The organism is Chitinophaga jiangningensis (genome assembly GCF_900142605.1).
Lineage (GTDB): Bacteria > Bacteroidota > Bacteroidia > Chitinophagales > Chitinophagaceae > Chitinophaga > Chitinophaga jiangningensis.
In genome coordinates this window covers 352,987-366,290 of the sequence record NZ_FRBL01000004.1, presented here as the reverse complement: position 1 = coordinate 366,290, position 13,304 = coordinate 352,987, and the positions used below count along the sequence as shown (strand labels likewise).

Here is a 13,304-nt window from a genome sequence, read left to right as displayed (position 1 = left end):
CGTGCAATTCGTATGTGGGTGTAAAAGATAAGCGTAGTTTTTTAGGCTACGCTTATCAGAAAATTCTTTGTATTAACGGCCTCCGCGACTAGGACGGGAGTAACCGCCTCCACCGCCGCCACTGTTTACGCGGCTAGGTGCGCTGCTTGGCTGGTAGCTCGGTTGATAGCTTGGCTGGCTTGGTCTGCTGTACTCGGTACGCTGAGGGCGGGAGTAGCTGCCGTTGTTGCTGTTGCTATTCTGGTATACCGGCCTTTCGTTGCCTGACTGCTGGAATACCCTGCGTGGTCTTTCAGAAGTAGTGCTGCCGTTAGATGGAGTATATCTGCCACCAGTACCGTTGGAAGTATTGGCGTAGTTAATTCTGTTAGGACGACCGTTGGTACCGGTGTTAGGTCCGATTGGCTGATAACCGCCTCTGTTAGGACGAACCACGTTACCGGAAGCAACGCCGCTCCGTACCGGACGGGTATAGTTGTTAATACGGTTATAGGTAGGCGTGTAGTTACCTTTGTAACCGCCGCTGTACCAGCCGTGTCCGTAATAACCGCCACCATAGTAAGGATAGTAGCTATAGTATGGGTTGTAAGCGTAGTAAGGATAGCCCCACATGCTGCCATACCATGGATTGTAGAAGCCACCGCCCCAGCCGTAGCCAAAGCCCATGCTGAAGGATGAACCCCAGTAAGGACTGTATCCATAACCAAAGCTGCTGTAAGGATAGCCCCAGCCGCCAAATCCACCATAACCCAGACCCATTCCGTAATTGAATGCGAAGTTGTTTCCTGCGCTCAGGCCATCAGAATAACCATCCCAGTAACTACCGGAATAGCTGCTGCCGGTAGCACCAAAACGCTCTAACCTGCGCTCGTAATCTCCCTGCTCATCGCTATAGGTTACATAGGAACCACCTTCGTCATCGGAGGCAGCCACTGATGTAGCGGTATAATCATCCTGGCGGGTGTTGTTTTTGCCATTACTCGCATATCCCTGTTGCTGCTGTTGGCGGGGTGAATAGTATACATCATCCGGGGTAGACGCTGTTTTGTAAGTGCTGGAACAAGCACCCAGGGCTAACGCGCCGGCCATGATGACTAAATATGATATAGGCTTCATTTGAAATATATTTTAAGCGTGATCTGTATCGTAAATCTACTCTTTTTAAACGGATTTCTGCTACACAAAGTTACATCATACTATCTTGTCTATATTATTTTGTTGCAACTATTTGATGCTTTATGATTTTCATGTAGGTTTGTAGCATTTTTCTTTTGAATATTATTCAAAAATTAAGCCAAATTGTAATTTGTTTTCTTTGATATAGGAGTTTTTTTATCAGGATAATTTTTATCATACATTGGCTGCCAAATAAGGATATATAAATTAGATATTTATTTTATGAGTAAAGAGATCACCGCCCGATCCGCAGATTATTCCCAGTGGTATAATGACCTGGTGCTGAAAGGTGGACTGGCAGATTACTCTGCCGTGAAAGGATGTATGGTTATCAAACCATATGGCTTTGCTTTATGGGAAGCAATGCGCGACGTACTGGACCGTAAATTCAAAGAAACCGGCCATCAGAACGCTTATTTCCCGCTGTTTATCCCCAAAAGCTTCCTCAGTAAAGAGGCTGCTCACATCGAAGGCTTCGCCAAGGAATGTGCTGTTGTAACCCATTACCGCCTCAAAAATGACCCGAACGGCGGCGGCGTAGTGGTAGACCCGGAAGCGAAACTCGAAGAAGAACTCATCGTTCGCCCAACTTCTGAAACCATCATTTGGAATACATACAGAGACTGGATTCAATCCTACCGCGACCTACCACTGCTCATCAACCAATGGGCAAACGTTGTTCGCTGGGAAATGCGTACCCGCCTCTTCCTCCGCACCGCTGAATTCCTCTGGCAGGAAGGTCATACCGCCCACGCCACCGCAGAAGAAGCGATCGCAGAAACCACGCAGATGCTGGAAGTATACGCCAATTTCGCGGAAGAATATATGGCCGTACCTGTTGTACGTGGTGTTAAAACCGCTAACGAACGCTTCGCCGGTGCCGTAGATACCTATTGCATCGAAGCGCTCATGCAGGACGGTAAAGCCCTTCAGGCCGGTACCTCCCACTTCCTCGGACAAAACTTCGCCAAAGCATTTGAAGTGAAGTTCTCCAACAAGGAAAATAAACAGGAATATGTATGGGCTACCTCATGGGGCGTTTCTACCCGACTCATCGGTGGACTCATCATGGTGCACTCTGACGACCAGGGTCTGGTGCTGCCTCCACGCATCGCGCCACTGCAGGTAGTGATCGTGCCTATCTACAAAGGAGACGACCAGAAAGCAGCAATCGACGCGAAAGTTAATGGCCTCATCGCCGACCTGAAAGCATTAGGCGTTAGCGTGAAATATGACGATAGCGACAACAGCCGCCCGGGATGGAAATTTGCCGAGTACGAAATGAAAGGCGTACCGGTGCGCGTTGCCATCGGCGCCCGCGATATCGAAAACGGCGTAGCCGAAGTAGCCCGCCGCGATAATAAAACAAAAGAGAGTCTGCCACTGGAAGGCCTGGGTGCACGCATCCACCAGCTCCTGGAAGAAATTCAGCAGAACCTCTACAATAAGGCCCTGAACTACCGCGATGAACACATTACCCGCGTGGATACCTTCGAGGAATTCAAACAGGTACTGGACACCAAAGCAGGTTTCGTATCCGCCCACTGGGATGGTACCAGCGAAACAGAGGAAAAAATCAAAGAGCTTACCAAAGCCACCATCCGCTGTATCCCGCTCAACAACCCGCAGGAAGAAGGCAAGTGTATCCTCACCGGTAAACCTTCCAAAGAAAGAGTGCTCTTCGCAAGGGCTTACTAAATATAACGCAGGCAACAAAACAACCGTTTTAACATAGCATAAGCAACAAAACCTCATCCTTTGCTGCTTACCTGCTTGCTGCTTTGCGAGCAAAAAAGATCGCGCTCCTGGCGCCGAAGGCGCCTAAAGTGAATTGAGTCTTTGCAAGAAAAAAGATCCGCCACCAGCGGATCTTTTTTCAGCCCTGCAGGCACCGAAGGTGCCCAGGCGACCAATCTCTCATCCAATAAGTATCTTATTTATTGCAAATATTTGTAATTTCTTAGCCCGCATTCCAAAAGAAACCAGTAAATTTATCCGATGCCCTCATTCCGCTACATACTGCTATGGATGCTGGCCTGCTTTTGCGTCCTAACGGAAGCCCGCTCCCAGGGCCTCATGATCCGTAATTATAACGTGAAAGACGGCCTGGCAAACGCTACGGTGTATGCCGCTGAACAAGATAAAAATGGATTCATCTGGTTCGCTACCCCCACCGGCGTCAGCAAATTTGATGGGAAACGATTCCGCAACTACTCCAAAAAAGACGGGCTCACAGATAATGACGTCGTGAAACTGGCAGCGGACTCCAGAGGAAGAGTATGGTTTTTTACCCTCAACGGCAAGCCCTCCTTTTACCTTAACTCCGTAATACACAACGAGGATAACGACTCCAGCCTTACCTTCAACTCCCGCAGCCACTACCTCCAATACGCATTCGACGGCGGCCCCAAATCAGGCTACATCTGGTTTCTCAACTCCAACAACCGTATTCTTCAATATACCGGCAAACAATTCACTTACGATAAACTCGGTAACTCCGGCAGTGATATCTACTTCCTGCTGAAAAACGACAGCATATTCAAGCCTTTACAAACTTCCTACGTCCTCGAAACCCTGAAAGATCCCAATAATGCAAATCAGCGCATTATTACCGTATGCCCATATCCGTTAGAAGATCCGGCATTTCAGGAACGTATAAAAAGTCACGCCATTACCATCCTCCGGAATACCCTGTATTCCTTTACCAAAAAAGATGCGATCTGCTTCTTTAATGGCGCTGAATGGGGAATCCGAGAAGATATCAGTAATATTTGTATCGATAATGATAACCTGTGGGTAGGTACCCAGCGTGCTTTATATCTCGTAAAAAATTTTTTTAAGGGAGAGAAGAAAGTCACCCGTTTGCTGGAGAATCACTATATCACCTCATTGCTGAAAGACAGAGACGGGAATATATGGATCACCACTTTTGGCGACGGGGTCTACTATATCCCCTACAAAAACTTCTACTTCAGCTACCTCGATAATACCAACGGCCTTTATTCACACTCGATCTTCAGCATCTTTAAAGATAAAAAAACAGACCTGCTGCTAATAGGCCAGAACGCTGGTATTCTCAATACCATTGATGCAAAGGGCAGTATCCGCCAGTTTACGCTGGATACGACCTCCGGCCGCAATAGCGTCCTCCAGATATTACCGGATAAGGAAAACTCCGTACTCATTGCCACGGACAATGCACTGTTCCAGTTTAATACACAGTCGCAAAAATCCAAACTGCTGAAGTCCGTGAAAATGCTCAAGGACGTGGATATTTCCCCCGCCGGAAAAATTCGTATAGCCGCCAAAAACCAGGTGATCGCTTTGGATGATTACGCCATCAGCGACCTGGATATGCTCGTTACCTCCATCGCTTCCGTGGATGACTCCACCTACTTTGTAGGAACCAACAACGGCCTCTATTTCTGCTCTGACAACAGCAAACAGCTGATGCGGCCAGGTGATAACACCCACCTCAAACAGAGTATCAAAGACCTGAAGTGGATCAATGGCTACCTCTGGATCGGTACCAGCGACCAGGGAATATACGTGATGCACCACGATTCGGTGGTGAAGCACCTGTCTACCGCCATTGGCCTGGCGAGCGACATCTGCCAGCAGTTGTACTACGATGGGGTGGGCCAGCTGTACGTAGCCACCAACAAAGGCGTCAGTGTCATCGATGTAAATAAACAGGAAATTGTAAGGAACATTACTTCCAATGATGGCCTGATGTCAGATGATATCAGGGGCGTGTTTTATGATGATGGCCTCCTGTACATCGCCACCTCCAACGGACTTTGCTACTTTAAAGGCAACAACCTGCCAGTAGATTCCGTGCCGCCGGTGATTTACCTCAGTAATATCCGGTATGGCGACAGTACTTTCCTGCCTTCCAAAGATTTTGTATATCTCTATCAGCGCAAATCCTCGTTTGAGGCGGAATTCGGCACTATTGTGTTTGATTTGCCGGATCAGGTAGAGTATCAGTATAATTTTAGTGGCGACAGCACCACGGGCTGGGTCACTACCATGTCCAACATCATTCCTTTTCCCGACTTGCAGCCCGGTACCTACAAACTGATGGTAAGGGCCCGCAAGTATAAGAGCGACTGGTCGCAGCCGCTGAGCGTGAATATCAATATCCTGCCACGCTGGTATCAGCAATGGTGGGCGAGGGGCATACTTCTCCTGTTAGGGCTGCTGCTTATTCTGTTTATTCTGCGTTATATTGTTCGAAGGATCAAGCAATCAGAGAAGCGGAAAACGGAGTACAACCGACGGATCGCCGAACTGGAAGCCAAAGCGCTGACCAACCAGATGAATCCGCATTTTATCTTCAACTCCCTGAACTCCGTGCAGCATCTGATTCTGGAGAAAGAAGAAAAACAGGCACTGAACTTCCTGGCAGATTTTGCCACGCTGATGCGTCAGATGCTCAATAACTCCCGGAAGTCCTATATTTCTCTGGAAGAAGAAATTGCCTTCCTGACAAGATACCTGGAGCTGGAAAAAATTCGTTTTGCACATTCCTTTACCTACAAGTTTATCATGGAGGATAAACTGAAAGACTATACGATTTACATACCTCCGATGATTATTCAGCCGATAGTGGAAAATGCTATTAAACACGGGCTGGCGCCTAAAAACAGCAGCGGATACCTGGAAATCAGGCTGGAAATGATAGACGACCTGCTTTATTGCTCTGTAGACGACGATGGAATTGGATGGGATAAGTCCAACGCCTTGAAAAGCAACAGGCTGGTGAAGCACGAATCCACCGCGCTGAGCGTAATCAAAGAGCGTTTGCAGATTATAAAATCTTTTAATGGAAGTGTTGGAAAGTTAGAAATTATTGATAAATTTAAATCTGGTTTCGGCAATAAGGAAGGTACCTTAGTTGAAATACTGATTCCCATTGTTAAGATGTTATGAGTAATATAAAAGCTGCCATTGTCGACGATGAAGTTCGCAACATTCATATTTTGCGTAATATCCTGGAAAACTACTGTAAAGATGTCACTGTAGTTGGAGAGGCACAGAATATTCATGAGGCGGCGGAAATGATTAAAAACAACCCCATTGATGTATTATTCCTCGATATTGAGATGCCCCCGCATAATGGGTTTCAGTTGCTGGAAATGTTTCCTGTACTGAATTTTGAAGTTATTTTCATCACCGCTTTTCAGGAATATGCCTTGCAGGCAATCAAATTTGCTGCGCTGGATTATCTGCTCAAACCCATCAAGGTGAGCGAGGTCGAAGATGCACTGGAAAAAGTTAAAAAGAGTAAGAAAGGTCGGCTCAACGAACTGGCGTCTATCCTGAAAGACTATGTCAAAAACAACGACAACGCCTTCTCCAAGATAGTGATTCCGGTAAACGATGGGTATAATGTGATCGACCTTAAAGACATTATTTACTGCGAGGCGTTTGACAGCTATACCAAAATTCAGCTGATCAATAACGTTTCGCACCTAATTTCCAAGTCCCTGAAAGAATACGAGGAAATGCTGTCTGATAAGGGCTTTTACCGCGTACATAAATCCTTCCTGATCAATATTCACCACATTGTAAAGATCATCAAAGGCCTGGGAACCGCTGTGGTGATGAGCGATCAGAAGAATATCCCCATCTCATCCCGCAAGAAGGAAGAGTTCTTCTCCCAGTTAAAAGGAGTAATAAATCTTTAATTTATAATTTTTAATGATATTTAAAGGCCGGTTGAGCGAACGCTTAACCGGCTTTTTTGTGCTTTTACCAGCCATTTCTATGCATTTACGGGAAACCGGTTCGATTATCATATATATATCTTATTTTGATCATGGGTTTTCATAGATATGGCTGATTGCCTGTGAAGTTTTTTTAAGCCATACAGGTATTGCTTAAGATGAAAAGGGCCGCGGGAGCGGCTCTTTTCATTGAAGTAATCTCCATTGTAAGTGCACAAAAAAGGACCGGGTGTTACCCGGTCCCAGTCCTAAAATTTTTATACAGGGAGATATCAGTTAGAAGCTTTCGCTCGATCCGCCGCCAGTCTGAATATTATAATAGTAAATATTAGTGCTCTTTTCAGGATACAATCCTATCAGCTGCACATTCCCTTTACGGTCCAGCACCTTGGCAAGTTCGTCAGGGCTGGTGATGGACTGGTCGCCTGCTTTGATAATCAGGAAGCCAGGGGCCATCGTAGTTTGTTTTTTCAGGATACCGTTACCGATACCGCTTACCCATACTCCACCACGGATACCGAGGCGGCGGGCATCGTCCTTGTCCAGCGCGGATAAATCAGCGCCCAGTCGGTCCAGGACGGTGGTTCTTACCACATCCGTATTACCTGCCAGGTTACGCAGCGTTACATTATCTGCAGTGTACTCTTTATTGTTACGCAGGTAAGTGATGCTGATTTTGTCGCCTGGTTTATAACGGGCAATCTGTTCGGTCATCTGGGAAGGACCAGGGATCGGGGTACCGTTAATGCGCGTGATGATATCGCCGGCCTGGAGGCCTGCGGCCTTTGCAGAGCCGTTATCTACCACTTCTGTTACCTGTACACCCGGTGCGTCTCTTCTTACACCCAGCTCTTTCAGCTGTTCGTCAGAAAGGGAAGCGATCACAGAACTTGGCATGTATGACACACCGAGGTATGCACGCTGCACATTACCGTATTTCATCAGGTCGTTCACCACTTTCTTGATCAGGTTCACCGGAATTGCATAGGAATAACCTGCGTAGGAGCCCGTAGGGGAGGCGATAGCGGAGTTAACGCCAATCAGCTCACCACTGGTGTTGATAAGGGCACCACCACTGTTACCCTGGTTTACCGCAGCATCGGTTTGAATAAAGGATTCAATAGCGCTGTTGCGGCTGCCGCGACTCTTATTAATCCCGATTGTACGGGATTTTGCACTCACGATACCTGCGGTAACGGTGGCATCGAGGTTCAGTGGATAACCGATAGCGAGCACCCATTGGCCGATTTCCACATTATCGGAGTTGCCATACAGCAGGTAAGGGAATCCGGCTCCTTCAATTTTAATCACAGCCAGGTCGGTGCTTGGATCAGCGCCGATCAGCTTAGCCTTATAAGTTTTGGCACTGTTACTCAGTGTAACAGAGATTTCATCTGCATCGTCGATTACGTGGTTGTTGGTAACGATGTAACCGTCATCAGAGATCAATACGCCGGAGCCACTGGCCATCTGGCCTGGAACGTAGTATCGGCGGCCGTCTCCACCACCATTAAACTCATCGCCGAAAAATTCATCACCGAAGAGGTCCTGCAGAATGGAGCGTTTACGCTGTAAGCCATTCGTTACCTGGCGGGGATTGATCTTAGTTTTGATATGTACTACTCCGGGAACCGCTGCCTTTGCTGCTGCGGTGAAATCACTGGGAGGGACAGCACTGCCGTTTTCTGTGCCGGGCATGTAGCGTGCGTAGTTTACAGGGACCTCTGTAGAGCCGTTCTGATAAATACCTGCCTGCCTGGGTTGGAAATATTTGCTGTACACAAATATGGAGGCAGAAGCAGTCACAATGCTGATGCAAACAATTGTAACAATTTGCTTGAATTTCATATTATAGTGTGTTTAGCTATACGAATAAATTTGTAATGCTCTGCTGGCAATTTTAATGCCTTGGGTACAAATTTAATAGTCGGCTTGAATCAAATATCCTTTACCCCATTCACTTTAACAGATTTTTATATCAATCGTTAATTTAAAGTAAAGTAAGTCTATCATGTTACTGACAGGGATGCATTCACTACCTGTCAACTTAACAATTATAAGCGACATTTTGTTAGACGCCCAGCATAAATGCCATGGTGTCCACACCGTCTGCATAATCCCGCAGCGAAGGTTGCTGTGCGTAGCCGAAAGGCGTGAAATCCCTGCCTACGAGGCATTGCAGCACTTCGTTTTGTCCCAGCTCTGCAGCGAGTGCCTGCTTGTCGGTATAGTATTCATAGTTTAATACACTCAGTGGACTAAACAGGGATTCGGCTTCATGGAGCAGCACGGTACCATTTGACAGATGGTAGCTGTTATTGAGCAGCAGCAGGGCCAGGTTGTAGTCGTAGTTATTCTTGTACTTGTGGTGGTCCATCAGGTAGCTGTATTTATTCAGCGCATCCAGCAAAGGCTGGAAGTTGTATTCCTGTGGCACATATATTTTGGTCACATTGCGGCAACCCAGGCCAAAGTACAGCATGATATCATCAGCCAGGGCTTCCAGCTCTTCCGGTGTTTCTTCGCCGGTGAGCACTGCAGCTGAAGTGCGGTTATGGCGGATGATATGCGGGTATTTGGCAAAATAGTAGTTAAAGTAACGGGCAGAGTTGTTGCTGCCGGTAGCAATATAGGCGTTGCAGTCCTTCAGCATGTCCAGTACTTCCGTTTGGCCGGCTATTTCGGGGTACCATTCCTCCATTTTCTGCAGGATATGCTTCATCAGTACCTCATCTTTACTGGATAACTTCAGTTTCACCTGGTGCCCGCTGATAAATCCGCAGAGCCAGTCGTGAAACCCTACCAGCGGAATGTTTCCGGCTGATACGATGCCTATTTTTTTTGGGGTACGGGTTTGGGCAGCGGCCGGGTAGGACTGCAGCCATTCGCGCAGCCTGGCGGGTTCAAGAAAGTATTGGCAGATATTGTCCAACGCTTTGTCGATGAAGGCCGGGATAAACCAACCATTGGCGATGTAAGCCCTGTCCTTCACCGCTACCCACTCAGGGCTGTCTCCGGCCAGGTATTGGCCCAGGCGCACCAGCGCTGCTTCTTTTTCTGCTATATTCATGAATCTTTATAAATAATGACTTGATTAAACCGGGAATATTTTATTTTTGTTCCACAAAATTAATGGCTTACTACTTAAACAAAAAGTTTACTCTATGGCAATTAAGATAACAGATGAGTGTATTAACTGTGGCGCTTGCGAACCTGAATGCCCAAACAATGCAATTTATGAAGGCGGAGTAGAATGGGCCATTGCTGACGGTACAAGCGTTAAAGGTGCTTATACCCTGATGGATGGCAGCACTATGGATGCTGACCAGCGTAATGCTCCTATCAGCGTCGATACATATTATATCGTTCCGAATAAATGTACTGAGTGCCAGGGTTTTCATGAAGAGCCGCAATGTGCTGCTGTTTGCCCGGTAGACTGCTGCGTTCCGGACGAAATGTACCAGGAAACAGTTGATGAACTGCTGGGTAAAAAAGATAAACTGCACGTCTAGTTAATATTATTCAAAGGAAGCTACTGCCGCTCTGGAATGGTGCCAGAGCGGCTTTTTTTTGCCCGGTTATGAGGCATAACTTTTAGTTATATGAAATCTTGATCCAAATAACTTACCTTGGCTGCCGCATAGATTAATAACTAAATCTTATTCCCTATGGCACTTAAAATTACAGAAGAATGCATCTGCTGCGCGGCCTGCGAGCCGGAATGCCCGAATAACGCCATTTATGAAGCCGGAGTGGAATGGTCCCTGAAAGACGGTACCTCCCTGACCGGCACCTTCACCCTGAAAGACGGTACCGTTACCGATGCGGCTGCCCGGCAATTGCCTTTCAGCAATAAGGATTATTACATTGTACCAGACAAATGCACGGAGTGCCAGGGCTTTCATGAAGAGCCGCAGTGTGCAGCTGTTTGTCCGGTGGACTGCTGCGTATCCGACGAAAGGTACGCTGAAACCATCAACGACTTGCTGGCCAAAAAACAACTGCTGCACGCAGAATAGCTATTGACCTTCCGGAAACCGGCGCCTGCCGGTTTCCCATCATATACCCCCACCGCCCATTTCCTCCTCTTGCACGGCAAAAAAGTTTCCTTAACTTTACCGGCTTATTGCTCAGACATCTTATGAAGAAAAATATAGCTTTAGTAGCCGGTGGTTATTCCGGAGAGTATGTAATTTCAGTGCAAAGCGCTGTAACGATTGAAAATAATCTGGACAGCAGCAAATATGCCGTCTATAAGGTGATTATTACCCGTGAAAGCTGGTCGTATACCGCTCCGGATGGCACTGTTCACGAAATTGATAAGAATGATTTTTCTCTGACCGTTAATGGCAATAAGGTAAAATTCGACGCCGTATTCATTGGCATTCACGGCACTCCGGGCGAAGATGGCCGCCTGCAGGGCTATTTTGAAATGCTGGGTATTCCGTACACCAGCTGCGGCATGGTCACCTCCGCCATCACCTTTAATAAAAGCTATTGCAACAAAATTGTGGCTGCCTTTGATGTGGTAAATGTGGCTAAATCCATGCACATTTTCCGCGATCAGCCTTATAATACTAACGACATCCTGGCAAAACTACGTTTACCCTTCTTCGTTAAACCGGCAGAAGGAGGCAGCAGCATCGGCATGTCTAAAGTAAAAACAGCAGAAGAGCTGCAACCAGCTATTGACAAAGCCTTTAATGAGGACTCCCAGGTGCTGATCGAAGAGTTTGTAAAGGGAAGGGAACTGACCATCGGTATGTACCTTTCCGGTGGCAAACTCAATGTACTGCCTATTACGGAAGTGGTGAGCAGCAAGGAGTTTTTCGACTACGAAGCAAAGTATACCCCGGGCGTATCCAACGAAATTACACCGGCTCCGGTACCGGATGATATTACCAGCCTGGTGCAGCAAACGGCAGGAAAATTGTATCACTTGCTGAACTGTCGCGGTATTGTCCGGATCGACTTTATTTGGGATGATACCAATAATAAACTATTTTTCCTGGAGGCCAACACTATGCCGGGCCAGTCTGAAAACAGCCTGGTGCCACAGCAGGTAAGGGCCGCGGGCAAAACGCTGCAGGAATTCTACGGCGCCGTGCTGGAAGAAGCCATGGCAAAGTAACCTGTAACTGATTTATCACTTTTAACGTAATAAACTGTGTTTGATTTTATTACCAAACGATCTTTCCTTGTCAACTTACTGGCGGCTATCGCCATGTTCTTCCTGATAGCGGTGATCTTCTTTTCACTGCTGCCGTTGATCACCAAACATGGTGAACAGCAAACCGTGCCTGATGTAAAAGGCCTTAAGCTGGAGGAAGCGATTTCCAAACTGGAAGCCGCCGGCTTCGAGGCAGAAGTGAGAGATTCCGTATATATCGATAGTATCCCACCACTGGCAGTATGGGCACAAACACCGGATAAAGGCGCTGTGGTTAAAGTAAACCGCACTATCCACCTCACGGTGAATAAAACAGTGGCTCCAATGGTAGCCATGCCTGACCTCGAAGGCCTTACCTTCCGCAGTGCAGAGATGATGCTGAAAAGTATGCGCCTCAACGTAGGAGATACCATCTATAAACCCGACTTCGCTACCAACACGGTATTACAGCAACTCCTGAACGGACGTACCCTAAAAGCAGGTACCATGGTCCCTGAAGGCACCAGCATTACGCTGATACTTAGCTCCGGCCGAGGTAATACCGAAAACCCGGTGCCTGACTTCATTGGCCTTACGTATGCGGAAGCCAGGGAAATCCTCAGTGCCAGCAGTCTGAACATAGGTTCTGTGATCATCGACCCAAGCGTAAGCGATACTGCCAATGCCTTTGTATACAAACAGTATCCTACCCGCAAAAATGAAATCGGCGATTTTAACATGGTGCGCTCCGGTGAGTCGGTAGACCTCTACCTGTCCGCTACCAAACCAGTGAAAGATTCCACCGCACCGGCTGCACCGGCAACGGAGGAATAGTCAAAATACCTTAATTTTATCCTTACAATCATTAAAAAGAATATAATATGCAGAACATAACAGCAGAAGCACTGAAAGCCCGCCTCGATGCCGGTGAAGAACTGATCCTCGTGGACGTTAGAGAGCCTCATGAGCGTGCTGAATTCAATATCGGTGGTATTCACGTACCATTAGGCCAGATCCAGATGATGCAAATCGACGAACTGGAAGGCCTGGAAGATAAGGAAGTAATCGTATACTGCCGCAGCGGTAACCGCAGCGGTCAGGCAGCTATGTCCCTGGAAACACAGGGCTTCAGCAACGTAGTAAACCTGGCAGGCGGTATGCTGAAATGGAGAGAAATCTACGGTTAATCAGCGTGATTAACGGAAGAATAGATACATAAAAAAAATAAAGAAAGTCCCCGGATACCC

The 13,304-nt window shown here is 47.1% G+C and carries 11 protein-coding genes; 8 read left to right on the top strand and 3 right to left on the bottom strand.

Features of this window, described 5'->3' with window-relative positions:
• Window positions 1-72: 72 nt before the first annotated feature.
• On the bottom strand, window positions 73-1,116 hold the full coding sequence (locus BUB18_RS11740) for a hypothetical protein (protein WP_143159914.1): 1,044 nt from the start codon (window positions 1,114-1,116) through the stop codon (window positions 73-75).
• A gap of 282 nt (window positions 1,117-1,398) precedes the next feature.
• On the opposite strand from BUB18_RS11740, the gene proS reads away from it, so the two are divergent.
• From proS to BUB18_RS11725, 3 genes are all read left to right on the top strand, one after another.
• Window positions 1,399-2,874 carry a proline--tRNA ligase gene (gene proS, locus BUB18_RS11735; RefSeq protein ID WP_073080959.1) on the top strand — a complete coding sequence of 492 codons (1,476 nt, stop codon included), beginning with the start codon at window positions 1,399-1,401 and terminating at the stop codon, window positions 2,872-2,874.
• 300 nt (window positions 2,875-3,174) lie between these two features.
• A complete protein-coding gene (locus BUB18_RS11730; RefSeq protein ID WP_073080957.1) occupies window positions 3,175-6,111 on the top strand; it encodes a sensor histidine kinase in 2,937 nt (978 codons plus the stop codon).
• On the top strand, window positions 6,108-6,869 hold the full coding sequence (locus BUB18_RS11725; RefSeq protein ID WP_073080955.1) for a LytR/AlgR family response regulator transcription factor: 762 nt from the start codon (window positions 6,108-6,110) through the stop codon (window positions 6,867-6,869). Before BUB18_RS11730 ends, BUB18_RS11725 begins: the two co-directional genes overlap by 4 nt.
• Window positions 6,870-7,184: 315 nt before the next feature.
• Here the strand turns inward: BUB18_RS11725 and BUB18_RS11720 are convergent, their stop codons facing one another.
• Together BUB18_RS11720 and BUB18_RS11715 are read right to left on the bottom strand one after the other, a co-directional pair.
• On the bottom strand, window positions 7,185-8,756 hold the full coding sequence (locus BUB18_RS11720; protein ID WP_073080953.1) for a trypsin-like peptidase domain-containing protein: 1,572 nt from the start codon (window positions 8,754-8,756) through the stop codon (window positions 7,185-7,187).
• A 223-nt stretch (window positions 8,757-8,979) separates the two neighbouring features.
• On the bottom strand, window positions 8,980-9,978 hold the full coding sequence (locus tag BUB18_RS11715; RefSeq protein WP_073080952.1) for an acyl-CoA reductase: 999 nt from the start codon (window positions 9,976-9,978) through the stop codon (window positions 8,980-8,982).
• A gap of 94 nt (window positions 9,979-10,072) precedes the next feature.
• Here BUB18_RS11715 and BUB18_RS11710 point away from each other — a divergent pair, with 94 nt between their 5' ends.
• The 5 genes from BUB18_RS11710 to BUB18_RS11690 all read left to right on the top strand — a co-directional run bounded on the left by BUB18_RS11710 (window position 10,073) and on the right by BUB18_RS11690 (window position 13,244).
• A complete protein-coding gene (locus BUB18_RS11710) occupies window positions 10,073-10,420 on the top strand; it encodes a 4Fe-4S dicluster domain-containing protein (RefSeq protein ID WP_073080949.1) in 348 nt (115 codons plus the stop codon).
• 156 nt (window positions 10,421-10,576) lie between these two features.
• Window positions 10,577-10,927, top strand: a complete 351-nt coding sequence (locus tag BUB18_RS11705; RefSeq protein ID WP_073080947.1) for a 4Fe-4S dicluster domain-containing protein — start codon at window positions 10,577-10,579, stop codon at window positions 10,925-10,927.
• A 122-nt stretch (window positions 10,928-11,049) separates the two neighbouring features.
• Window positions 11,050-12,039, top strand: coding sequence for a D-alanine--D-alanine ligase (locus BUB18_RS11700; RefSeq protein ID WP_073080945.1), 990 nt, complete (start codon window positions 11,050-11,052; stop codon window positions 12,037-12,039).
• A gap of 36 nt (window positions 12,040-12,075) precedes the next feature.
• Window positions 12,076-12,891 carry a PASTA domain-containing protein gene (locus BUB18_RS11695; RefSeq protein WP_143159913.1) on the top strand — a complete coding sequence of 272 codons (816 nt, stop codon included), beginning with the start codon at window positions 12,076-12,078 and terminating at the stop codon, window positions 12,889-12,891.
• Window positions 12,892-12,938: 47 nt separating this feature from the next.
• Window positions 12,939-13,244: a rhodanese-like domain-containing protein gene (locus tag BUB18_RS11690; RefSeq protein WP_073080941.1), complete on the top strand. Its 306-nt coding sequence runs from the start codon at window positions 12,939-12,941 to the stop codon at window positions 13,242-13,244.
• The last annotated feature ends 60 nt before the right edge of the window (window positions 13,245-13,304 follow it).

Bases quoted from the DNA above. Each gene is read 5' to 3' on its own strand.
- BUB18_RS11700 (WP_073080945.1), top strand. From the start codon at position 11,050: ATGAAGAAAAATATAGCTTTAGTAGCCGGTGGTTATTCCGGAGAGTAT.
- BUB18_RS11725 (WP_073080955.1), top strand. From the start codon at position 6,108: ATGAGTAATATAAAAGCTGCCATTGTCGACGATGAAGTTCGCAACATT.
- BUB18_RS11690 (WP_073080941.1), top strand. From the start codon at position 12,939: ATGCAGAACATAACAGCAGAAGCACTGAAAGCCCGCCTCGATGCCGGT.
- BUB18_RS11710 (WP_073080949.1), top strand. From the start codon at position 10,073: ATGGCAATTAAGATAACAGATGAGTGTATTAACTGTGGCGCTTGCGAA.
- BUB18_RS11720 (WP_073080953.1), bottom strand. From the start codon at position 8,756: ATGAAATTCAAGCAAATTGTTACAATTGTTTGCATCAGCATTGTGACT.
- BUB18_RS11740 (WP_143159914.1), bottom strand. From the start codon at position 1,116: ATGAAGCCTATATCATATTTAGTCATCATGGCCGGCGCGTTAGCCCTG.
- BUB18_RS11705 (WP_073080947.1), top strand. From the start codon at position 10,577: ATGGCACTTAAAATTACAGAAGAATGCATCTGCTGCGCGGCCTGCGAG.
- BUB18_RS11730 (WP_073080957.1), top strand. From the start codon at position 3,175: ATGCCCTCATTCCGCTACATACTGCTATGGATGCTGGCCTGCTTTTGC.
- proS (WP_073080959.1), top strand. From the start codon at position 1,399: ATGAGTAAAGAGATCACCGCCCGATCCGCAGATTATTCCCAGTGGTAT.
- BUB18_RS11715 (WP_073080952.1), bottom strand. From the start codon at position 9,978: ATGAATATAGCAGAAAAAGAAGCAGCGCTGGTGCGCCTGGGCCAATAC.